Source organism: Streptomyces sp. ICC1 (genome assembly GCF_003287935.1).
Taxonomy (GTDB): Bacteria; Actinomycetota; Actinomycetes; order Streptomycetales; family Streptomycetaceae; genus Streptomyces; species Streptomyces tritrimontium.
On record NZ_CP030287.1, the window covers coordinates 5,088,891 to 5,111,275 of the forward strand.

Consider the following 22,385-nt stretch of genomic DNA (forward strand, 5'->3'; position numbering starts at 1 on the left):
GTGTACCCAATTCATTCGGCCACGTCGATGGTGCAGCGGTTGGATTCCACTCCGGCGGCGGTGACCACTTGGACCTCGATCCGCCCGGGTTCCACTTCGGCGGGCACCGGCACGGTCAGCACCGCGTCGGATGGGTTGGTGAAGCCGCCCGCCACCGGGACCAGCGGCACGTGCACGTGCACCGCCCCGACCCGGACCACCAGCCGCGCCAGCATCTCCGGTGTCTGCGCGCCCGGCGGCACGAAGCCCACGCCCCGGATCTCGATGTCGTCCCCGGGGCGGATGGCCGCGTCCAGGTCCCCGGGCTCCCGTCTGCGCACCACCGACAGCACCAGCGGGCGGCTGCCCTCGGCGTACTTCGCCGCCAGGTACACGGCCGCCGAAAGGGCCACCAGCAGCGCGAGCGCCCACGGGAGCTGCGGCAGCCGGTCCGGGAAGCGGGCCAGCGACACCGCCGCGAAGCCCAGTACCACCGTGGAGACCAGGACGTACTGGGCGTCCGGGAAGGAGCCCCGGCCCGCGTCGTCCGTCAGCAGGTCGGCCCCGGTCGGGCGGTCCGCCGGCAGCTTCTGCAGCCGCTGCCCCATGATCCGTACGGAGACCACCCGGCGCACCACCACCGCGACCGCCGAGGTCAGCGCGAGCACCGCCAGCAGCGGCAGCGCCCGGTCGAGCGCGAGCCCCGCGTACAGGGCCTGCCGCTCGGGGCCCGGCGAGGAGGCCGCGAGCCGCAGCGCGGGCAGCAGCGTGGCGAACGCGGTGAGCACGAGCCAGGCGCTCGGCACCACCTTCGAGGTGGACAGCCGGTTGTCCTCGCCGACCAGCGGGGCCAGCAGCCCGCCCCGGACGGTCTGCGCCCGGGCCGCCACGGTCAGCAGGGCGGCCAGCGTGAGGGCGGCCAGCAGCCCGGCGGTGCGGGCCGTGGACCAGCCGGTGCCGAGCGCGGTGCCGACCTGGACCAGCAGCAGCACCCCGGCGGCGATCCACACGGCGAGCACGGCCCGCCGCGAGAGCAGGTACAGCCAGGAGTGCCCGGCCTCCCTGCCCCGGTCGGCGACCGTGCGCGCGGACAGGGTCAGTTCGTCGGACACCCACTGCCGGGACGCCCCGGCGGAGCGGGCGACGGCGGCGGGCAGCCCCTGCCCGGCGGCGAACTCGTCGCGCTTCTCCAGGAACGCGGCGACGGCCCGGCGGTGCCCCTCCCGTGTGCAGTCATCGCAGGCACAGGCCGCGGTATGGGTACTTCTGGACATCTCTTGGACAGCCACGAGCGTGCCGCCTCTCTGAACTTCGGTGCAATGCCAGCGAATTGTGCACCACTGCGGCAGTGCTCCGGATTGCGCACGATGTCAGAGCAGGTGATTAACCGTTCATGATGTTGACGCCACCGCTTCCAGCAGGGGCTGGCAGTTCGCCCAGGCCGCCAGATCGGACCCGAACCGCTCGCGCGTGGCGACCGCGCTGTGGTGGCTGATGAGCACCGCCTTGCCCGCCGCCCGGGCGATCAGCTGCACCTGCGCGGCCCGTTCCGCCGCGATGAACCACCAGGCCGCGGCGTCCACGGAGTCCCCGACGGTCAGCAGCCCCTGGTTGCGCAGGACCAGCGCCTTGTAGGGGCCCAGCGCGCCCGCGATCCGCTCGGCGTCCTCGCCGCCCGCGTACTCGTCGAGCAGCGCGTGGTCCTCGTAGAAGGCGCAGGCCTCTTGGGTGACGGGGGCGATCAGCTCGCCGAGGGCGGCGAGCGCCCGGCCGTACGGGGCCTGCGTGCGGACGACGGCCACCACCTGCGGCCGGGCCCGGTGGACGGCGGCGTGCACGGCGAAGGCCAGCTGGTTGACCCGTCGCTCCCCCTGCCGGACCCGCCCCTGCCCGTCGACCAGCAGCAGGTCCTCGGGGCCGAGCGCGGCGAAGGCCCGGCCGAAGGGGTTGACCCAGTAGCAGTCCTCGAACTCCGGGTCCCGGGCGCTGACGTGGCCGCCCACCCCGTCCTCGTAGCCGAGCCGCCCCAGCAGCCGCAACGCCCCGGCGAGCCGCTGCTTGCGGTGCGCGCGCTCCTCCGCGGCGGTGGCGAACACGGGCGGCATCTCGAAGCCCAGCCGCTCGACGGGCACGGGTGCGGGAACGGGCTGCTCGGCCATGGCGCCTCCTTCAAGGTCGCGGCGCAAGGTACCGGCGACCGGGCGAAGAGGCCATACACGCGGCGAGGCCGCCGCTCCCGGGCGGGAGCGGCGGCCTCGTCACGTCTTTCTGGAACCGCTACCGGCGGTCGGGTGGGACTACTCCCACTCGATGGTGCCCGGGGGTTTGCTCGTGCAGTCCAGGACCACGCGGTTGACGTCCGGGACCTCGTTGGTGATGCGGGTGGAGATCCGCGCGAGCACCTCGTACGGCATGCGCGTCCAGTCCGCGGTCATCGCGTCCTCGGAGGAGACGGGGCGCAGCACGATCGGGTGGCCGTAGGTGCGGCCGTCGCCCTGGACGCCGACGCTGCGGACGTCCGCGAGCAGGACGACCGGGCACTGCCAGATCTCGCGGTCCAGGCCGGCCGCGGTCAGCTCGTGGCGGGCGATGGCGTCGGCCTCGCGGAGCAGGTCCAGACGCTCCTTGGTGACCTCGCCGACGATGCGGATGCCGAGGCCGGGGCCCGGGAAGGGCTGGCGCTGGACGATCTCGGCGGGCAGGCCGAGCTCCTGGCCGACCATCCGGACCTCGTCCTTGAACAGCTGGCGCAGCGGCTCGACGAGCTCGAACTCGATGTCGTCGGGGAGCCCGCCCACGTTGTGGTGGGACTTGATGTTCGCGGTGCCGGTGCCGCCGCCGGACTCGACGACGTCCGGGTACAGGGTGCCCTGGACGAGGAAGGCGACCGCCGGGCCGTCCTCCTGGAGGATCTCGAGCTGCGCCTGCTCGAAGACGCGGATGAACTCGCGGCCGATGATCTTGCGCTTGGTCTCCGGGTCGGAGACGCCGGCCAGCGCGTTCAGGAAGCGCTCCTGCGCGTCGACGACCTTCAGCTGGACGCCGGTGGCCGCGACGAAGTCCTTCTCGACCTGCTCGGTCTCGCCCTTGCGCATCAGGCCGTGGTCGACGTAGACGCAGGTCAGCTGCGAGCCGATGGCCTTCTGCACGAGGGCCGCGGCGACCGCCGAGTCCACGCCGCCGGAGAGGCCGCAGATGGCGCGCTTGTCGCCGACCTGCTCGCGGATGGCCGCGATCTGCTCCTCGACGATGTTGCCGGTGGTCCAGGTGGGGGCGAGGCCCGCGCCGCGGTAGAGGAAGTGCTCCAGGATCTGCTGGCCGTGCGTGGAGTGCATCACCTCGGGGTGGTACTGCACGCCGTACAGCTTCTTCTCGTCGTTCTCGAAGGCGGCGACCGGGACGACGTCGGTCGACGCGGTGACGGTGAAGCCCTCGGGCGCGGCGGAGCAGGCGTCTCCGTGGGACATCCACACCGACTGGTTCTCGGGGGTGCCCTCGAAGAGGGTGGAGCCGGCCTTGGAGACGGCCAGCGGGGTGCGGCCGTACTCGCGGGCGCCGGTGTTGTCGACCGTGCCGCCGAGGGTGACCGCCATCAGCTGGAAGCCGTAGCACATGCCGAAGACGGGAACGCCGGCCTCGAAGATCGCGCCGTCGAGCTGGGGGGCGCCCTCGTCGTAGACGGAGGACGGGCCGCCGGAGAGGATGATCGCCTTGGGGTTCTTGGCGAGCATCTCCGCCACGGGCATCGAGCTGGACACGATCTCGGAGTAGACCCGTGCCTCGCGGACGCGGCGGGCGATGAGCTGGGCGTACTGGGCGCCGAAGTCGACGACGAGAACCGTGTCCGGGGCGCTGTCGTGGGCGGCGGAGGGTGCTTCTGGCACGGGGCGGCCTTCCGGCGGAAGAGGTGGCTGTTTTGTCGATTCTAACGGGGCACCTACACCCCTCTTCGTCTCACCATCCGAATGCAGTTGGCCCGGAGGGGGACAGAGGGTAATAATCCGTTCCATGCGCAAGCAGCTGAGCTTCCTCTTTACCTATGGCACCGGCCGGTCCGGTCGCCATGGGTCCTCGTGATGCTCGCTTGAGCCGCTGACTTCCCAGAGCGCCCCGGTCCGACAGGACCGGGGCGCTCTGGCGTTCCGCGGACCTGCCGGGCCACACCCGACAGGAGACCCGCCATGACCGCCATGACCACCGCCGCTGCCACCGCCACTGCCAGCGCCCCCGCCACCGCCCCCGAGCTGCTGATCGCCGACTCCCGCGAGCGGATCGACGCCCTCGACGACCGGATCATCGGCCTGATCCAGGAACGGATGGCCGTCTCGGCCGTCATCCAGGAGGCCCGCATCGGCTCGGGCGGGCGCCGCGTGCACCTGTCCCGGGAGATGGAGGTCCTGGGTCACTGGAGCGACGCCCTCGGCAAGCCCGGCACCTCGCTCGCCATGACCCTGCTGGAGCTGTGCCGGGGCCGGGTGTGAGGCCGTGACGCGTGTTCGTCACCCGTCCGGGCCGTGACCGCCCCCGGGACCCTTCGTTGATGCGGATGTCCGTGCCAGCCAGGCGCGGGACCGCGACACCACGCGTGGCTCCGCCGGAGCGATGAGGTGTGCGCCCCGTGGAGCGCACGCCGTGGGACCTCGCTCCTTCGCGTGACCGGACGGCAGGGGACAGCAGCCCGGTCACCCAATAAAGACGGCCGGCCCAGGGGACGCCCCGGGCCGGCCGTTCTTGTGTCCGCGCCGCCTCGCCCCGGCGCCCCCTCGGTTCCGGTCCCGCGCGCTTCGGCACGTGACGGATGCCACAGACCGGCGGATCGGATTCCGGTACAACCTTCAGGGCCGAACACCTGTCACTTAGGTACCGCGGCGGGTTCGGCGCTCGGAGGGGGAGCGCCGAACCCGCCGCGCTCATTCGGCGGACTGCGCCGCGCGCGGCGGAATCTCCGGTACCGCGAGGAACGGCAGCCGCAGCGCCCCGAAGGCCTCCTTGGGGACGGCCGGCCGGGCCGGCTCCACCGCGGCCAGGCGGGTGTAGGCCTCTCCCTGCTCCGGGCGCGGGTCGCTCTCGCCGTTGTTCGGCCAGTACGACATCGCCCGCTCGGCCTGCGCCGTGATCGTCAGCGACGGGTTGACCCCGAGGTTCGCGGAGACGGCCGAGCCGTCCACCACCGAGATGCCCGGGTGCCCGTAGAGCCGGTGGTACGGGTCGACCACGCCCTCCTCGGGGGAGGCCCCGATCGGGCAGCCGCCGAGGAAGTGGGCCGTCAGCGGGGTCCCCATCAGCTCGCCGATGTTGCTGCCCGGGAAGCCGTTGATCTCCTCCGCCAGCAGGGTCGCCGCCCGCGTGGCCTCGGCGATCTGCACCGGGTTGGGCGCGCCGTGGCCCTGGCGGGCCGTGAGCAGGCCCTTCCCCACCCCGCCCGGCTTGCGGTAGGTGGTCAGGGAGTTGTCGAGGGACTGCATGACCAGGCCGATGATGGTGCGCTCCGACCAGCGGTGGTTGGACAGCGAGCGCAGCAGCTGCACCGGGTGCCGGGCGGTCCGCCCGAACCAGGCCCGGACCCGGTGCTTCGCGTACGGCACCTGGAGGATCGTCATGAACCCCATCGCGTTCGACCCCTTGCCGTAGCGCACCGGCTCGATGTGCGTGTCGGCGTCGGGGTGCACGGAGGAGGTGATGGCCACGCCCCGGGTGAAGTCGGCCCGCCGGTCGCTTCCGTGCCGCTTGCGGTAGCGGCGGTCATCGGTCTGAGCGCCTACGAGGCCTTCGGAGTTGGTCCGGGTCAGATCGCCGAGCCGGTCCGACAGGCGGGGCAGCTCGCCGAGGTCCTTCATCGTGTGCAGCAGGGTCTGGGTGCCGTACGTGCCGGCCGCGACGACCACGTGGCGGGCGCGCAGCACCTTGGCCTTGCCGCGGCGGCGGCCGTCGGTGGGGACCGTGCGGACGCGGTGGCCGCCCTCGGGGTGCTCGGAGAGGCCGGTGACCGTGGTCATGGGGTGGATGACGGCGCCGGCCCGCTCGGCGAGGTGCAGGTAGTTCTCGTTCAGGGTGTTCTTCGCGCCGTGCCGGCAGCCGGTCATGCACTCCCCGCACTCGGTGCAGGCCTTGCGGGCGGGGCCGGCGCCGCCGAAGTACGGGTCGGCGACCTCGTCCCCGGGCCGGACCTTCGGCTGGCCCTCGGCGTCGTCGCCGTCGCCGAAGAAGACCCCGACCGGGGCCATGTGGAAGGAGTCCTCGACGCCCATCCGCGCGGCGGCGGCCTTCAGGTGGACGTCGGAGGGGGTCATCGTCGGGTTCAGGCGCACCCCCAGCATCCGCTTGGCCTGGTCGTAGTACGGGGCGAGCTCGTCCCGCCAGTCCGTGATGGAGGCCCACTGCCGGTCCTCGAAGAAGGCGGCGGGCGGCACGTAGAGGGTGTTGGCGTAGTTGAGCGAGCCGCCGCCCACCCCCGCGCCGGCGAGGACCATCACATTGCCGAGCAGGTGGATGCGCTGGATCCCGTACAGCCCGACGGCCGGGGCCCACAGGTAGTTGCGCAGGTCCCAGCTGTTCTTCGGCAGGGCCTCGCGGGTGAACCGGCGCCCCGCCTCCAGGACGCCGACCCGGTACCCCTTCTCGGTGAGCCGCAGCGCCGAGACCGACCCCCCGAAGCCCGATCCGATGACGATGACGTCGTAGTCGTATGCGTGGTCGTACGACACTGCGGTGCCTCCCAGACGGAACGAGCCGGCGGACCGACGAACCAGCGGACTGGCGGATTAGCGGATTAGCGGAGTCGGAAGGCCTTCATGACCTTGAGGCTGCGGGTCATGAACGCCGCGTACTTCTCGTCGTCCATGCCGAGCGACGGCGCCATCGGCAGCAGCCGCTGCTGGGCGACGGTCTGGGCCTCGGTGTACTTGAGGATGCCCTCGGACCCGTGCCGGCGGCCCAGCCCGGACTCCTTCATGCCGCCCATGGGCGCCTGGGCGCTGCCGTAGGCGGGCGCGTAGCCCTCGTTGATGTTGACGGTGCCGGTGCGCAGGCGGGCCGAGACGGCGTGGCCGCGGCGGGCGTCCTTGGTCCACACGCTGGAGTTCAGGCCGTAGGAGGTCCCGTTGGCCTCCTCGATGACCTCGTCCTCGTCGGTGAAGCGGTAGATGGAGACGACCGGTCCGAAGGTCTCCTCCCCGCACACCGCCATCGCGGCCTCGACCCCGTCGAGGATGGTCGGCTCGTAGAAGAGCGGGCCGATGTCGGGGCGGGTCACGCCGCCGGTGACGAGGGTGGCGCCCTTGGCGACGGCGTCGTCGACGTGCCGCTGCACGGCCTCCAGCTGGCGCTCGCCGGCCAGGGAGCCCATGTCGGCGCCGTAGGCGAGGGAGGAGCCCAGGCGCATGGCCTTGGTGCGGGCGACGAACCGGGAGACGAACTCGTCCGCGATCGAGGCGTGCACGTACAGCCGCTCTATGGAGATGCACAGCTGGCCCGCGGAGGAGAAGCAGGCGCGGACGGCGCCGGCGGCGGCCTTCTCCACGTCGGCGTCGCGCAGCACGAGCATGGCGTTCTTGCCGCCGAGTTCGAGGGAGGCCCCGATCAGGCGGGCGGCCGCGCCCTGGGCGACCTCGCGGCCGGTGCGGGTGGAGCCGGTGAAGGAGACGTAGTCGGCGTGCCGGACCACCTCGGGGCCGACGACCGGGCCCTCGCCGAGGACGATCTGGAAGACCTCGGCCGGCAGACCCGCCTCGATCATCAGGTCGCGGGCCCACAGGGCGGTGAGCGCGGTCTCGGTGTCGGGCTTCATCACGACGGCGTTGCCGGCGACGAAGGCGGGCAGGGCGTCGCCGATGGACAGTTCGAGGGGGTAGTTCCAGGGGGCGATCTGGCCGACGACCCCGCGCGGCTGGCGCAGCTCGGTGACCTTGGTGAGCGTGGGCATGGCGCCCGTGTGCCCCTTGGCCCGCAGGTACGAGGGCGCCTTGCGGCCGTAGTGGCGGGCGGCGATCGAGACGGCCTGGACCTCTTCGTGGGCGTGCAGGCGGGCCTTGCCGGTCTCCAGCTGGATCAGGTCGAGCACCTCGGCCTGCCGGGAGAGGACCAGGTCGTGGAAGCGCAGCAGTACGGCCGCCCGCGCGCGGACGGGCACGGCGGCCCAGGCGGGCTGCGCGGCGCGGGCCGCGGCGAAGGCCTCGGCCACGTCCTGCGGGGTGGCCTCGGGGAGGTCCGCGAGCTTGTCCCCGGTGAAGGGGCTGTGGTTGGCGGTGCGGCCGGAGCCGGACACGCCGCGGGTCAGCCGGGCGACCAGTTCGGGGGTCACCACGTCGGCGCCGCTCCGGGCGCCTGCCGGGGCCGGGGCGACCGGGTTGGTGGGCTGCGGGGCGCTGCGGAGGGGGGCCGGGGCCTGCGTGTCCGTCATGGCCGTGAGCGTATTCCGCCCGGAGAGCTTTGGGTACCCGCCGGTAACCGGATTTTGCCATTTCCGCCAGTGATCGCTGGCAGGATGGCGGGATACGGCTCAGCCGGCCGCCGGCTGCCAGCCGCTGAGCACGGTGTCGAACTGCGACCGGGTCGTCTCCCAATCCGCCGCCGGACCCGACATGTACACCGCGTACTCGGTGCCGTCCCGCTCGTAGTACATCTGCTCGACGGCCCGCCGGGGCCCGGCGATCACCCCCGCCTTCTCCGTCAGGCTGAACTCCCACAGGGCGGCCTTGACCTGCCCCCGGAAGGTGTTCGGCTGCAGCGTCAGGCGCACGTAGTCGGAGCGCTTGGCCACCTGCTTCTCCAGGTCCAGCATGTGCGCGTACGGGTTCTCGAACTCCGGCTTCTTGTTCACCGCGAGCCGCAGGAAGTGCCTGCCGTCGTCCGGCGTGTAGTCGATCTGCGTCCCGTTCACCCGGCGCGTCCAGCCGTTCGGCACGAAGAGGGTGAAGCCCTCCGGATCGACGACCTTGCGCCAGCCGGCCGGCGCGACCGCTTCCTTCTGCCCCTTGGCGTCCCCGGTCCCGGCCGAGGCGTCGGGCGCACCGGTCGTCTTGTCCGAGCCCTTCGCGCCCTCGGCGCTCGCGTCATCGGTGTACTTCAGGACCCCGAACACCCCGCCGCCGCCGATCAGCGCCGCCACCAGGGCGACGACCGCCGCGCGCCTGACGCGGCCGCGGGCGGGATCGGCGGAGGCCGCCGGCCCGGCCGCCAGGGTCCGGCCCGCGTCCGGCCCGCCGGCCGTGCCGTTCCCCTGCCCGTGTCCCGGCCCGTGCCCGTGTCCCGGCCCGTGCCCGTGTCCCGGCCCGTGCCCGTGTCCCGGCTCCGGCTCCGGCTCCGAGGGCAGCGCGGCCGTGTCCGACGGCTCGTTGCGGGCGGAGGACAGATCACCGAAGCCCAGCGCGCGCGTCGGTACGTACGCGTGCGCCGCCTTCGGCTCCCGGCCCTCCATCGCCTCCAGCAGCATCTGCTCGGCCTCGACGGCCGACGGCCGCTGCGCCGGGTCCTTGCGCAGCAGCGCCGTGATCACCGGGGCCAGCGCGCCCGCGTGGGTCGGCGGGGGCGGCTCGTCGTTCACCACGGCCTGGAGGCTGGAGATGGGCGACGTGCGGCGGAACGGCGAACGGGCCTCGACCGCCGTGTAGAGCGTCGCGCCGAGCGACCACAGGTCGGAGGACGGGTCGGGGGGACCGCCCGTGACCCGCTCGGGGGCGAGATAGTCGATGGAGCCCACGAGTTCGCCCGTGCGCGTGATGGAGGAGTCGCCCTCGATCGCGGCGATGCCGAAGTCCGCGAGCATCACGCGCCCGTCCTTGGCGAGCATCACGTTGCCCGGCTTCACGTCCCGGTGCAGTACGCCGACCGCGTGCGCGGCGCGCAGCGCGCCGAGCACGTGCAGCCCGATCCGGGCCGCCTCGCGGGGCTCGATCCGGCCGGCCGTCTTCGCCGCGTCCGCGAGGGAGGGGCCGTCGATGTACTCCATGACGATCCACGGCCGGTCGTCGTGCTCCAGGACGTCGTGGACGGTGACGACCGCCGGATGCTGGATCCGGGCCGCAGCCCGGGCTTCCTTCTGCGTCCGCGCGTGCATGACGTCGCGGTCGGCCTGGGCGACGTACAGGCCGGCCGTCAGCTCCTTGACGGCGACGGTCCTGTGCAGCAGCTCGTCGTGCGCGCGCCACACCTTGCCCATGCCGCCTCTGCCGATGGACTCCACCAGCCGGTACCGGCCCGCGAGCACCGCACCCGCGCCTGTCTGCTGTTCCACGAATCCCCGCCGCCGCTCTGTGCACTTCCGGCCAGACTACGGATTCCGCGGGCACTGCCGGAACCTCCCGGAGGCCGTTGGGCAGCACTGTGACGCAATTGCCGTACTAAGGGTCCGTCAGCCGCCCGTCTTGTAACTGGCCGTTGCCTGCTCGAAAGCCTCGGTGACCTTGCTTTCCTGGTCGAGCGGGCCGGTGACCAGGACGACGTGGTACGAGCCGCCCAGCGCGACCACGAAGTTGCGCGCCACGACCGAGCGCCCGTTGCCGTCGATCCACGTGTACCGGCCGGTGACGCGGAGCTGGTTGCCGACCTTGGTGGACTTGATGTCGCCGACGCTGGACCAGGTGGAGGACCGGTACGGAGCCAGCTCGGGCTCCTTGTCCTTCTGGTAGGTGGCCGGGTCGGGGTTGCCCTCGACCTTGTCCCGGCCGGGCACGACGGTCAGGGCGAACTCCCCCTCCGTGTAGCGCACCTGGCCGGACTCGTTGATCCCGCGCCGGTTCCAGCCGTTCGGGACGTTGATCTCGAAGTGCTCGGCGTCCTGCTGGGTGGTGTACCCGGCCGGGGCGGGGGCCTTGGTCTGGGCGGCGGCTGTTGCTGATATCCATCTGACGCGGACGAGGAGCCGCCTTGTGTCGCGCAGCCTCCCCGCCCGCGAGCCCACCGCCGGGCGGCCCACCGCCCGCCGGCACACCATCCGGCGGGGTCCCACCCGGCAGCGTCACATCCGGCAGCGTCACACCCGGCGTGACGATCAGCGGACCGTGCCCCAACAGGGCCCGCAGCGGCCCTGCTTCCCGGGGTGACGCGATCACCCCGTCGCACCCGGCCTCCGCCGCCAGCCGGGCCAGCCGCAGCACCTGCTCGTCGGGGTCCGCGCCGATGCCGATGTCGGCGAGGTCGCTCCCGGTCATGCTCGTGACCACCGTCAGCGCGAGCACCCGCAGCCCCGGGAAGTCCCGCGCCGCCTCCACCGCCGCCGCCATGATCCCCGTACCGCCCATGGAGTGCACGGTCACCATGGAGGCGCCCAGCGCTCCGGCGGCGCGGACGGCGCCCGCGACGGAGTTCGGGATCTCGAAGAGCTTCAGGTCGAGGAACACCTCGTGACCCCGCCCGACCAGCTCGCGCACGAGCTCCGGTCCGGCGGCGGTCAGGAGCTCCAGGCCGACCTTGTAGGAGCCGCAGGCGTCCCCGAGGCGTCCCACGAGGGCCTCGGCGCCGGCGCGGCCGTCGAAGTCGAGGGCGACGATGATCCGGTGGTCCGCGGTGGTGTCCATCCCGCCAGTTTCCGGGGCGGTGCGGTCCCGGGATCCCACCGGGGTCCGCGGCCGGCGCGCGTCAGTCCACCAGACACCCCCTAAGCCCCGGAAGACGCCCTGCGGATCGGCCCCGGCCGCGTCCGCGAGATCGCCGAAGTCCAGGTGGGCGATCATCGGGTCAGCCGGGCCCCGCACCTAAGGCAGCTCGATGCCCAGGTCCCAGCCGTCGTGCGCGTGCGTGCACAGGCAGGCGCGCGACGCGGTCGGCGGCAGGGCGGCCACCGCGTCGAAGAGGACCTCGCGGAGCCGGCCGACGTTCTCGCCGAAGACCTTCAGGACCTCCGTGTGGGAGACCCCCTCGCCCGTCTCGGCGCCCGCGTCGAGGTCCGTGACCAGCGCCATCGAGGTGTAGCAGAGCCCCAGCTCGCGCGCGAGGACCGCTTCCGGGTGCCCGGTCATGCCGACGACCGACCAGCCGGCCGCCGCGTGCCACCGGGACTCCGCCCGGGTCGAGAAGCGCGGCCCCTCGATGACGACCATCGTGCCGCCGTCCACCGGCTCCCACTCCCGCCCGCGCGCCGCCGCCAGCGCCACCGAGCGGCCCACCGGGCAGTACGGGTCGGCAAAGGTGGTGTGCACGACGTTCGGCACCGATCCGTCGGGCAGGGCCTCGCCGTCGAAGAAGGTCTGCGCGCGGGACTTCGTACGGTCGACCAGCTGGTCGGGGACGAGCAGCGTGCCCGGGCCGTATTCGGGGCGCAGGCCGCCGACGGCGCACGGGCCCAGCACCTGGCGGACGCCGACGGAGCGCAGGGCCCACAGGTTGGCCCGGTAGTTGATCTTGTGCGGGGGAACCGTGTGGCTCCGGCCGTGCCGCGGCAGGAACGCCACGGTCCGGCCCGCGAGCTCGCCCAGGTACAGGGAGTCGCTGGGGGGTCCGTAGGGCGTCTGGACCTGGACCTCGGTCACGTCCTCCAGGAAGGAGTAGAAACCCGATCCGCCGATGACACCGATCTCTGCGTTCGCCATGCGGCCCACCCTAACCGGGCATGCCGAAGGCCCCGCCGTCGGCAAGGACGGCAGGGCCTTCGGTGGAGCTGTCGGTCGGGTCAGGCGGCCGAGCTGCTCGACGACGACGACGACGAAGATGAAGATGAAGACGACGACGAGGACGTCGAAGAAGAGGACGACGACGTCGACGCGGCCGGGGCGGCGGCGGGCGCCGACGCGGGCTTCGAGGCAGGCGTGCTGCTCGACGAGGCGCCACGGCTGTCGTTCCGGTAGAAACCGGATCCCTTGAAGACGATGCCGACCGCGGAGAACACCTTCTTCAGGCGTCCGTCACAGCTCGGGCACACGGTCAGCGCGTCATCGGTGAACTTCTGCACGGCCTCAAGGCCCTCACCGCACTCGGTGCACTGGTACTGGTAGGTCGGCACGAATTTCCTCCTGGCACTCTCACTCAATGAGTGCTAACGACGCTCCATGGTGACGTATTCCGGCGGATCAGTCCACCGTCACAGGCACGCGGTGACCCAGACCACGCTCGTTCACACCCGCGGCGGGTGCCGCGGAGGTGGCCGAGGAGGCCGGCTTGGACGAGCTGACGATCCGGCTCGGGGCCTTCGGGGCCAGCTTCGCACGCAGCGCCAGCAGGATGGCCAGCGCGAGCACGGTGGCCACCAGCGGCACGAGGAAGCCGTACGAGGACCCGTGCGCGTCCGTCAGACGGCCGGCCAGGGTCACGGCGCCGGCCTGCCCGAAGGCGACCGCTCCGGTGAGCCAGGTGAAGGCCTCGGTCCGCGAGGTGGCCGGGATCAGCTGCTCGATCATGGTGTAGCCGGTGATCAGGGCGGGGGCGATGCACAGGCCGACGACCAGGCCGAGCGCGCCGAGCAGGATCATCGAGTCGGCGGCCCACAGGACCGAGGCGGCCGCGGTGAGGCCGATGTAGCCGAGGAGCAGGCGGCGGCGGGGGCCGATCTTCCAGGCGATCGCACCGCAGGCGACACCGGCGATCATGTTGCCCGCGGCGAAGACGCCGTAGAGCAGGCCGTTGGCGCCGGGGTTGCCGATCTCCTCGGAGAAGGCGGCGAGCGAGACCTGCATGCCGCCGAAGACGGCGCCGATGCCGATGAACGCGACGATCAGGACGCGCAGGCCGTGGAACGACAGGGCCGAGGCGCGCTTCTCGCCGTGCGCCGGACGGGCGACGGGCTTCGGCTGCGTGGCGCGCTGGGCGGCGAAGAGCAGGCCGCCGATCAGGGTCAGCGCGGCCTCGGTGACCAGACCGGCCGCCGGGTTGATGCCGGTGCACAGCGCGGTGGCGAGCACCGGGCCGACGACGAAGGTGAACTCGTCGGTGACGGACTCGAACGCCGCGGCCGTCGGCAGCAGCGGGGAGCCTTCAAGCTTGGCCGCCCAGCGGGACCGGACCATGGGCCCGACCTGCGGGACGGATGCACCGGCGGGGACGGCCGCCAGTGCGAGCGCCCAGACGGGCGCGCCCAGCAGCGCGAACGCCACCAGGGAGCTGACGGCGGTGGCGTGCGTGAGGGCCGCCGGGACCAGCACGGCGCTCTGGCCGTGGCGGTCGATGAGCTTGCCCATGACGGGAGCGAACACGGCCATGGAGATACCGGTGACGGCGGCGACGATGCCGGCGCTGCCGTAGGAGCCGGTGGTGTGCTGGACGAGCAGCAGGATGCTGATCGTCAGCATGCCGAAGGGGAGCCGTGCGGCGAATCCCGGGAGAACGAAGCCGAGGGCGCCGGGCGTGCGCAGGAGCTGCCCGTAGCCGGGGCGGGCGGAGTTGTCGGTCGTGACCGCGGATGTCACGGCCTGGCCTTTCCGCTGCCTGGTAGAACTCCCCGTCTGCGGACGATGCACCGCCTTGTGAGCGGTCGCACCCGTACATGTGGGAGCCCCGAGAGCTGTCCTCTTGCGCAGAACCGAGTGATACCTGGGCGCCCACTGCGGGAGGGTGCCACGGCCGCTTTGCGGTCGCGCCAGCTCTGCGTCAGGCAGAGTTGGTTCGATGTGGTGTCCCTTAATCATACAGGCGGAGTGCCTATTGCGCCCTGTGATTAGGGCTACAGGGCGTGTCTTCACCTGCGATTAACTGGAACTTCGCATTCAGGTCCCACTCAAACTCGGGTGAATGCGGGCATACGGCATCGAAAATGGGCTAATTAGAGCGCCGCTCTAACTCGCGGTACCGGTGGAAACCCTCCGCCCGGCTACCGGGCCGGCGGCTCTCCGCCGGTCCCCAGCCACCCCGCCAGCTTTCCGCCCCGGGCCACCGCCCGCAGCCGCGCCTCCGCCGCGTCCCGCACCGGATCCGTGGCCACCACCAGCAGCTCGTCCCCGCGCCGCAGCACGGTCGACGGCGCCGGTACGAAGCTCTTCGCGTCCCGGACGACCAGCGTGACGGAGGCCCCCGGCGGCAGCCGGAGCTCGCTCACCTCGACGCCGTGCATCCGCGAGGCGGGCGGGATCGCGAAGGACAGCAGGTGTCCGCGCAGCTTCTCCAGCGGCGCCGACTCGATCCCCAGGTCGGAGGCGGTCTCGTCGCTGTCGCCCAGCTTCAGCTTGCGCGCGAGCCACGGCAGGGTCGGGCCCTGCACCAGGGTGTAGACGACGACCAGTACGAAGACGATGTTGAAGACGCGCTCGCTGCCCTCGATCCCGGACACCATCGGGATGGTCGCCAGGATGATGGGCACCGCGCCGCGCAGGCCGGCCCACGACATCAGGGCCTGCTCCTGCCAGGGAAGCCGGAAGGGCAGCAGCGAGACGAAGACCTCCAGGGGTCGCGCCACCATGGTCAGCACCAGCCCGATGATGACGGCCGGCCAGAAGTCGTGGACCAGTTCGTGCGGGGTCACCAGCAGGCCGAGCAGGACGAACATGCCGATCTGGGCGATCCAGCCGAGCCCGTCCGCGAACCCGCGGGTGGCCGGCCAGTGCGGCAGCTTCGCGTTGCCGAGGACCATCGCCGCCAGGTACACCGCGAGGAAGCCGGAGCCGTGCGCCATCGCGCCGGCCGCGTACGCCGTGATGGCGATCGCCATGACCGCGATCGGGTAGAGGCCGGAGGCGGGCAGGGCCACGTGCCGCAGCCCGTAGGAGCCGAGGAAGCCCACGGTCAGGCCGATCGCGACGCCGATCGCCAGCTCGAGGGCGATCTTGCCTATGAGGACGTACCAGTCGTCGACCGGTCCGACGGTCGCGAAGGCCACGACCAGGATGACGACGGGTGCGTCGTTGAAGCCGGACTCGGCCTCCAGGACACCCGTGATCCGGGAGGGCAGCGGGACCTTGCGCAGCACCGAGAAGACGGCCGCCGCGTCGGTCGAGGAGACGACCGCGCCGATCAGCAGGGCCTGGCGCCATTCGAGGCCGACCAGGTAGTGCGCGCCGGCGGCGGTCACGCCCACGCTGACGGCGACGCCGACCAGCGAGAGCACGATCGCGGCCGGCAGGGCCGGCTTGACCTCTTTCCACTTCGTGCCCAGACCACCCTCGGCGAGGATCACCACGAGCGCGGCATAGCCGATCACCTGGGTCAGCTCGGCGTTGTCGAATACGACGTTGCCGATGCCGTCCTGGCCTATCGCGATGCCTATGCCGAGGTAAATGAGCAGGCTGGGGAGTCCGCTGCGCGAAGAGACGCGTACCGCCGCCACGGCGACGAGCAGAACGAGCGAGCAGACCAGCAGGAGCTCATTGAGCGTGTGGACGGTCAGCGGGCGGCCCTTTCCTCGACGTGCCTGGCGATGACGGAACGACGGGCGTCGGACGGTCGGATCGTTCCGGCTCGGGCACGGACGGCAAGTACTTCGTTACCTTACCTAATCTTTGACGCGCCCTTTACTCGGTAGCCACATTGTGAAACGCCTGCGGGGCTCTGTCCTCATGACCTCGACCCCTGGCGGATCAACGAACCCGGTCCTGCGCCTATGGTTGCTCCCAGTACTCCCAGGACCACCCTGCCCCTCTAAGGACAGCGATGCCCGCCAACGAAACCGCTCCTTCCGTCAAGAAGAAGGGACGACGCGCCCGTCTGATCGTGCTCGTCCTGGTCCTGGCGCTCGTCGCGGGCCTCGGGTACGGGGCGTACTGGAGCGTGGACAGCGTGCGCGCCTCCTTCCCCCAGACCACCGGCTCCCTCAAGGTGCCCGGCCTGACCGGGACCGTGGACGTCAAGCGCGACGCCAGCGGAATCCCCCAGCTGTACGCCGACTCCGACGACGACCTCTTCCGCGCGCAGGGCTTCGTGCACGCGCAGGACCGGTTCTGGGAGATGGACGTACGCCGCCACATGACCTCCGGGCGGCTCTCGGAGATGTTCGGCGCCGGCCAGGTCGAGACCGACGCCTTCCTGCGCACGCTGGGCTGGCGCCAGGTCGCGCAGCAGGAGTACGACACCAAGCTCTCCCCGGAGACGAAGAAGTACCTGCAGGCCTACGCCGACGGGGTCAACGCGTACCTGAAGGGGAAGTCCGGCAAGGACCTCTCCGTCGAACACGCCGCCCTCAAGCTCAACGACGACTACCAGCCCGAGCAGTGGACCCCGGTCGACTCGGTGGCCTGGCTCAAGGCGATGGCGTGGGACCTGCGCGGCAACATGCAGGACGAGATCGACCGCGCGCTGATGACGGGCAAGCTCTCGCAGGCGCAGATCGACGACCTCTACCCGCCGTACCCCTTCGACCGGAACAGGCCGATCGTCGAGGGCGGCTCGGTCAAGGGCGGGAAGTACACCCCCCAGGCCGCGGGCTCCGGCAGCCCCGTGGGCTCCCCGGGCTCCGGCGGCCCGAGCGCGGCCAACGGCTCGCAGGCCTCCGCCAACGGCTCCCAGGCCTCCGCGCGGACCGGCGCCGCCGACTCGCCGACCGGGCTGGCCGGCAACGCCACCGCCCAGGGCGCGACCGTGGGCCTGCGCACCTCGCTCACCGCGCTGGCCGACACCCTCGACCAGATCCCCGCGATCCTCGGCCCCGCCGGCAGCGGCATCGGCTCGAACTCCTGGGTCGTCTCGGGCCAGTACACGACGACCGGCAAGCCGCTGCTCGCGAACGACCCGCACCTGTCCCCGCAGCTGCCCTCGGTCTGGTACCAGATGGGCCTGCACTGCCGGACGGTCTCGGCCTCGTGCCAGTTCGACGTGGCCGGCTTCACCTTCTCCGGCATGCCGGGCGTGGTCATCGGGCACAACGCCGACATCGCCTGGGGCATGACCAACCTCGGCGCCGACGTCACCGACCTCTACCTGGAGCAGGTCAAGCCCGAGGGCTACGTCTACGACAACAAGGTGCTCCCCTTCGCCACCCGCGAGGAGGTCATCAAGATCGCCGGCGGCGGCGAGAAGAAGATCACGGTCCGGAGCACCAACAACGGTCCGCTGATCTCCGACCGCAGCGACGAGATCACCTCCGTCGGCGCGCGCGCCCCCGTCGCCAGCTCCGCCCCCGACCGCGGCAACGGCTACGGCGTCGCGCTGCGCTGGACCGCGCTGGACCCGGGCAAGTCGATGGACGCCGTCTTCAAGCTCGACCGCGCCAAGACCTTCGCCGACTTCCGCAACGCGGCCCGCGACTTCGAGGTCCCGTCGCAGAACCTGATCTACGCCGACAGCAAGGGCGCCAACGGCAACATCGGCTACCAGGCCCCGGGCCGCATCCCGGTCCGCACCACCGGTGACGGCCGCATGCCGGCCCCGGGCTGGGACTCGAAGTACGCCTGGAAGGGCTCCAAGGACTCGGCCGCGGGCTGGGTCCCGCAGGACGAGATGCCCTACGACTACAACCCGGCGCGCGGTTTCATCGTGACCGCGAACCAGGCGGTCGTGGAGAACAGCCCCGGCAAGTACCCGACCCTGCTGACCACCGACTGGGGCTACGGAGCCCGCAGCCAGCGGATCAACGACCTCATCGAGGCGAAGACCAAGGACGGCGGGAAGATCTCCACCGATGACATGCGCACCATGCAGATGGACAACAGCAGCGAGATCGCCGCGCTGCTGACCCCGCTGCTCGCCAAGATCGACGTCTCGGACCCGGACGTCCGCTCCGCGCAGAAGCTGCTCGAGGGCTGGAACTACACCCAGGAGCCGGACTCGGCGGCGGCCGCGTACTTCAACGCGGTCTGGCGCAACATCCTCAAGCTGGCCTTCGGCGACAAGATGCCCAAGGAGCTGCGCGTCGAGGGCAGCTGCATGAACGTCCCCGAGCAGACGACGGGACCGGCCGACGACCTCGCCAAGATGGTCCGCGAGTGCGGTACGCGCGACGCGGACTCGGCGCAGCCCGACGGCGGCGACCGCTGGTTCGAGGTGGTCCGCCGCCTGGTCAAGGACGAGAAGTCCGACTGGTGGAAGGCGCCGTCCACCAGCCGCACCGTCGCGGCCACCACCAGCCGCGACGAGCTCTTCGCCCGGGCCATGAAGGACGCCCGCTGGGAGCTGACCGCCAAGCTCGGCAAGGACCAGTCGACCTGGAGCTGGGGCCGGCTGCACCAGCTGATGCTGAAGAACCAGACGATCGGCACCGAGGGCCCGGGCTACCTGCAGTGGCTCCTCAACCGCGGCCCCTGGAACCTGGGCGGCGGCGAGGCCACCGTCAACGCGACCGGCTGGAACGCCTCCAGCGGGTACGGGGTCACCTGGGTGCCGTCGATGCGGATGGTCGTGAACCTCGGCGACCTCGACAAGTCCCGCTGGATCAACCTCACGGGCGCCTCGGGGCACGCGTACCACGACCACTACACCGACCAGACGACGATGTGGGCCAAGGGCGAGCTGCTGGACTGGCCCTTCGGCAAGGACGCCGTGGACCGGGCCACGGTCGACACCCTGAAGCTGACGCCTTAGGGCAGGGCCCCGGCCGGCTCAGAAGCGCACCACCCCCGACGGGGTGGCCACCGCCCGCACGGGGTGGTCGTGCGGCTCCTCCGGGACCCGCGCGACCACCTCGTGGTCGTAGAGGAGCACCACGAGCGCGGGATGCGCCCCGGCGCGCTCCAGCCGCTCCAGCACCCGGTCGTACGAGCCTCCGCCCCGGCCCAGCCGCATCCCGCGCCGGTCCACGGCGAGCCCGGGCAGCAGCACGGCGTCCGCCTCGGACACCGCGTCCGGGCCCAGGCGCGGGCCGGCGGGCTCCAGGAGCTTCATCTTCCCCGGGTGCGCGGCCTCGGCCAGGCTCCCGGGGCCCTCGTACGCCGCCCAGTCGAGGTCGTTGTCGGGCAGCAGGACGGGCAGCAGCACCCGCTTCCCGGACGCCCGCAGCGCGTCGAGCAGTTCACGCGTGCCGGGTTCGGAGCCGATCGAGACGTACGCGGCCACCGTGCGGGAACCGGACAGTTCGGGCAGTTCCAGGGCGGACCGGGAGAGCGCGCGGGCGCGCTCGCGCAGGACGTCCGGGGACAAGGCGCGGCGGGCGGCGAGGAGTTCGCGGCGCAGTGCCGTCTTGGCCTGCGGAGGCCGGTTCGCTACCACGGGTGGCTGGACTCCCTCTCTGATAGTGCAAATTTGAACATATTCACCTGAACCTCGCGTGGAGGCCATCTGAGACCGACTATTGTTCGGCTCATGACTCAGTTGCACCCCGTGATCAAGAAGGCCGTCATTCCGGCCGCGGGCCTTGGTACTCGCTTCCTTCCTGCAACCAAGGCGACACCCAAGGAAATGCTCCCGGTTGTGGACAAGCCGGCCATCCAATACGTGGTCGAAGAGGCCGTGTCGGCCGGACTCGACGACGTTCTCATGATCACGGGTCGTAACAAGCGTGCGCTCGAAGACCACTTCGACCGCAACTACGAGCTGGAGTCGGCGCTCATCGCCAAGGGCGACGACGACCGGCTGAAGAAGGTCCAGGAATCCAGCGACCTGGCCACCATGCACTACGTCCGCCAGGGCGACCCGCGAGGCCTCGGCCACGCCGTGCTCTGCGCCGAGCCGCACGTCGGCAACGAGCCCTTCGCCGTCCTCCTCGGCGACGACCTCATCGACCCGCGCGACCCGCTCCTGCGCCAGATGTGCGAGATCCAGCAGCGCACCGGCGGCAGCGTCGTCGCGCTCATGGAGGTCGACCCCTCCCAGGTGCACCTGTACGGCTGCGCCGCCATCGAGGCCACCGACGACGCGAACGTGGTCCGCATCACCGGTCTCGTCGAGAAGCCGGACGCGGCGGACGCGCCCAGCAACTTCGCGGTGATCGGCCGCTATGTCCTGAACCCCGCCGTCTTCGGCATACTGCGGGAGACCGAGCCGGGCCGCGGCGGGGAGATCCAGCTCACCGACGCCCTGCAGAAGCTCGCCGCCGACGAGACCGTGGGCGGCCCGGTGCACGGCGTGGTCTTCCGGGGCCGCCGCTATGACACCGGAGACCGCGGGGACTACCTGCGGGCCATCGTCCGGCTCGCGTGCGAGCGTGAGGACCTGGGCCCGGAGTTCCGCACCTGGCTTCACCGTTACGTCACGGAGGAGATGTAGCACCTTGAGCAAGCCCGACGCACCGCAGGATCCTCGACCGGCCGGCGACCCCCAGCGTCTCTGGTCGGTGGACGAGCACCTCGCGGACGTCCTCGCCACCGTCAGGCCGCTGGAGCCCATCGAGCTCCAGCTGCTGGACGCCCAGGGCTGTGTCCTGGTCGAGGACGTCACCGTGCCCGTCGCCCTGCCGCCCTTCGACAACAGCTCGATGGACGGCTACGCCGTCCGGACCGCCGACGTGCAGGGCGCGAGCGAGGAGTTCCCCGCGGTGCTGACGGTCATCGGGGACGTGGCGGCCGGCAGCGGTGAGCTGCCGACCGTCGGCCCCGGCCAGGCCGCCCGCATCATGACCGGCGCCCCGCTGCCGCCCGGCGCCGAAGCCGTGGTACCGGTCGAGTGGACCGACGGCGGCACCGGCGGCGGCGCGGCCTCGGGGATGACCCCGGCCAGCGAGTCGCCCGAGGGCGCCGAGGGCGAGGTGCGCGTCCACCGCGCCGCCGAGGCCCGCGCGCACGTCCGCTCGCGCGGAAGCGACGTACAGGCCGGGGACCTCGCGCTCGCCGCGGGCACCGTCCTGGGCCCGCCGCAGATCGCACTGCTCGCGGCCATCGGCCGGGGCACCGTGCGGGTGCGCCCGCGCCCCCGCGTCGTCGTCATGTCCACCGGCAGCGAACTGGTCCAGCCCGGCGAGGCGCTGACGGCCGGCACGATCTACGACTCCAACAGCTTCGCGCTGGCGGCCGCCGCGCGGGACGCCGGAGCCATCGCCTACCGGGTCGGCGCCGTCGCCGACGACGCCGACACCCTGCGCTCCACCATCGAGGACCAGCTCATCCGGGCCGACCTCCTGGTGACCACGGGCGGGGTCAGCGTCGGCGCGTACGACGTGGTCAAGGAAGCCCTCACGGACCTGTCCACCGGGGACGAGGGCGTGGACGGCGCGGGCATCGACTTCCGCAAGCTCGCCATGCAGCCCGGCAAGCCCCAGGGCTTCGGCACCATCGGCCCCGACCACACCCCGCTGCTGGCCCTGCCCGGCAACCCGGTGTCCTCCTACGTCTCCTTCGAGCTGTTCGTGCGCCCCGCCATCCGCGCCCTGATGGGCCTGCCCGCCTCCGAGGTCAGCCGGCCGAGCGTGCGCGCGGTGTTCGAGGCAGACAAGGCGATCGGCTCGCCGGCGGGCCGCCGCCAGTTCCTGCGCGGCAAGTACGACGCCCAGAGCGGCACGGTCAGCCCGGTCGGCGGATCGGGCTCCCACCTGATCGCCGCGCTGGCGCACGCCGACTCGCTGATGGTCGTACCGGAGGACGTCACCTCGGTGGAGCCCGGGTCCGAGCTGGAAGTGGTCCTGCTCGGCTGAGGTCCCGCGGATGCGGGTAGCGTGTTGCACCACACAGGCCCTTGCGGGGCCCGGACGG

At 71.9% G+C, this 22,385-nt stretch carries 17 protein-coding genes and 1 pseudogene; 5 read left to right on the forward strand and 13 right to left on the reverse strand.

Translation table 11 applies throughout. The features are described 5' to 3' along the window. Positions 1 to 11 precede the first annotated feature (11 nt). The 3 genes from DRB96_RS24110 to guaA form a co-directional block, all read right to left on the reverse strand. Entirely contained in the window at positions 12 to 1,268 is a 1,257-nt protein-coding gene (locus tag DRB96_RS24110) for a hypothetical protein (RefSeq protein ID WP_204357806.1), read from the reverse strand. A gap of 102 nt (positions 1,269 to 1,370) precedes the next feature. Further along, positions 1,371 to 2,138 (reverse strand): class II aldolase/adducin family protein, encoded by a 768-nt coding sequence (locus DRB96_RS24115; RefSeq protein ID WP_112450341.1) that lies wholly within the window; start codon positions 2,136 to 2,138, stop codon positions 1,371 to 1,373. 138 nt (positions 2,139 to 2,276) lie between these two features. Continuing rightward, entirely contained in the window at positions 2,277 to 3,863 is a 1,587-nt protein-coding gene (gene guaA / locus DRB96_RS24120; protein WP_112450342.1) for a glutamine-hydrolyzing GMP synthase, read from the reverse strand. A 306-nt stretch (positions 3,864 to 4,169) separates the two neighbouring features. On the opposite strand from guaA, the gene DRB96_RS24125 reads away from it, so the two are divergent. Then, complete coding sequence (locus DRB96_RS24125) at positions 4,170 to 4,460, forward strand: chorismate mutase (protein ID WP_112453673.1); 291 nt, start codon at positions 4,170 to 4,172, stop codon at positions 4,458 to 4,460. Between the two features lie 429 nt (positions 4,461 to 4,889). Here DRB96_RS24125 and DRB96_RS24130 read toward each other — a convergent pair whose 3' ends face one another. From DRB96_RS24130 to pyrF, 5 genes and pseudogenes are all read right to left on the reverse strand, one after another. Beyond that, the gene (locus tag DRB96_RS24130; protein ID WP_204357808.1) at positions 4,890 to 6,683 is read right to left on the reverse strand and encodes a GMC family oxidoreductase; all 1,794 of its coding nucleotides are present in this window, start codon (positions 6,681 to 6,683) and stop codon (positions 4,890 to 4,892) included. Positions 6,684 to 6,748: 65 nt separating this feature from the next. After that, positions 6,749 to 8,377, reverse strand: a complete 1,629-nt coding sequence (locus DRB96_RS24135) for a succinic semialdehyde dehydrogenase (protein WP_112450344.1) — start codon at positions 8,375 to 8,377, stop codon at positions 6,749 to 6,751. A 99-nt stretch (positions 8,378 to 8,476) separates the two neighbouring features. Continuing rightward, positions 8,477 to 10,210 carry a serine/threonine-protein kinase gene (locus DRB96_RS24140; RefSeq protein WP_112450345.1) on the reverse strand — a complete coding sequence of 578 codons (1,734 nt, stop codon included), beginning with the start codon at positions 10,208 to 10,210 and terminating at the stop codon, positions 8,477 to 8,479. A gap of 117 nt (positions 10,211 to 10,327) precedes the next feature. Next, a complete protein-coding gene (locus DRB96_RS24145; RefSeq protein WP_162689033.1) occupies positions 10,328 to 10,924 on the reverse strand; it encodes a serine/threonine protein kinase in 597 nt (198 codons plus the stop codon). Positions 10,925 to 10,955: 31 nt separating this feature from the next. Further along, positions 10,956 to 11,420, reverse strand: a pseudogene (gene pyrF, locus DRB96_RS24150) (orotidine-5'-phosphate decarboxylase); the annotation flags it as partial. Between pyrF and DRB96_RS44895 the strand changes: the two are divergent. Beyond that, complete coding sequence (locus DRB96_RS44895; RefSeq protein WP_239517912.1) at positions 11,319 to 11,576, forward strand: hypothetical protein; 258 nt, start codon at positions 11,319 to 11,321, stop codon at positions 11,574 to 11,576. The pseudogene pyrF and the gene DRB96_RS44895 overlap by 102 nt on opposite strands. 93 nt (positions 11,577 to 11,669) lie before the next feature. Here the strand turns inward: DRB96_RS44895 and DRB96_RS24155 are convergent, their stop codons facing one another. From DRB96_RS24155 to DRB96_RS24170, 4 genes are all read right to left on the reverse strand, one after another. Further along, positions 11,670 to 12,503: an S-methyl-5'-thioadenosine phosphorylase gene (locus DRB96_RS24155; protein WP_112450347.1), complete on the reverse strand. Its 834-nt coding sequence runs from the start codon at positions 12,501 to 12,503 to the stop codon at positions 11,670 to 11,672. Positions 12,504 to 12,583: 80 nt separating this feature from the next. Beyond that, the gene (locus DRB96_RS24160; protein WP_112450348.1) at positions 12,584 to 12,913 is read right to left on the reverse strand and encodes an FmdB family zinc ribbon protein; all 330 of its coding nucleotides are present in this window, start codon (positions 12,911 to 12,913) and stop codon (positions 12,584 to 12,586) included. Positions 12,914 to 12,980: 67 nt separating this feature from the next. Then, complete coding sequence (locus DRB96_RS24165) at positions 12,981 to 14,312, reverse strand: MFS transporter (protein ID WP_112450349.1); 1,332 nt, start codon at positions 14,310 to 14,312, stop codon at positions 12,981 to 12,983. A gap of 401 nt (positions 14,313 to 14,713) precedes the next feature. Continuing rightward, on the reverse strand, positions 14,714 to 16,222 hold the full coding sequence (locus tag DRB96_RS24170; protein WP_112450350.1) for a potassium/proton antiporter: 1,509 nt from the start codon (positions 16,220 to 16,222) through the stop codon (positions 14,714 to 14,716). Between the two features lie 263 nt (positions 16,223 to 16,485). Between DRB96_RS24170 and DRB96_RS24175 the strand changes: the two genes are divergently transcribed. Then, a complete protein-coding gene (locus DRB96_RS24175; RefSeq protein ID WP_112450351.1) occupies positions 16,486 to 19,347 on the forward strand; it encodes a penicillin acylase family protein in 2,862 nt (953 codons plus the stop codon). An 18-nt stretch (positions 19,348 to 19,365) separates the two neighbouring features. Here the strand turns inward: DRB96_RS24175 and DRB96_RS24180 are convergent, their stop codons facing one another. Next, positions 19,366 to 19,971 carry a 5-formyltetrahydrofolate cyclo-ligase gene (locus DRB96_RS24180; protein WP_112450352.1) on the reverse strand — a complete coding sequence of 202 codons (606 nt, stop codon included), beginning with the start codon at positions 19,969 to 19,971 and terminating at the stop codon, positions 19,366 to 19,368. Positions 19,972 to 20,064: 93 nt separating this feature from the next. On the opposite strand from DRB96_RS24180, the gene galU reads away from it, so the two are divergent. Together galU and glp are read left to right on the forward strand one after the other, a co-directional pair. Next, on the forward strand, positions 20,065 to 20,967 hold the full coding sequence (gene galU, locus DRB96_RS24185) for a UTP--glucose-1-phosphate uridylyltransferase GalU (RefSeq protein WP_112450353.1): 903 nt from the start codon (positions 20,065 to 20,067) through the stop codon (positions 20,965 to 20,967). A gap of 4 nt (positions 20,968 to 20,971) precedes the next feature. Next, positions 20,972 to 22,327: a gephyrin-like molybdotransferase Glp gene (glp, locus tag DRB96_RS24190; RefSeq protein ID WP_112450354.1), complete on the forward strand. Its 1,356-nt coding sequence runs from the start codon at positions 20,972 to 20,974 to the stop codon at positions 22,325 to 22,327. Positions 22,328 to 22,385: the final 58 nt, after the last annotated feature.

Excerpts from the sequence above, each read along its gene's own strand:
- DRB96_RS24115 (WP_112450341.1), bottom strand. The coding sequence starts at position 2,138 with ATGGCCGAGCAGCCCGTTCCCGCACCCGTGCCCGTCGAGCGGCTGGGC.
- DRB96_RS24125 (WP_112453673.1), top strand. The coding sequence starts at position 4,170 with ATGACCACCGCCGCTGCCACCGCCACTGCCAGCGCCCCCGCCACCGCC.
- DRB96_RS24135 (WP_112450344.1), bottom strand. The coding sequence starts at position 8,377 with ATGACGGACACGCAGGCCCCGGCCCCCCTCCGCAGCGCCCCGCAGCCC.
- DRB96_RS24155 (WP_112450347.1), bottom strand. The coding sequence starts at position 12,503 with ATGGCGAACGCAGAGATCGGTGTCATCGGCGGATCGGGTTTCTACTCC.
- DRB96_RS24175 (WP_112450351.1), top strand. The coding sequence starts at position 16,486 with ATGCCCGCCAACGAAACCGCTCCTTCCGTCAAGAAGAAGGGACGACGC.
- galU (WP_112450353.1), top strand. The coding sequence starts at position 20,065 with ATGACTCAGTTGCACCCCGTGATCAAGAAGGCCGTCATTCCGGCCGCG.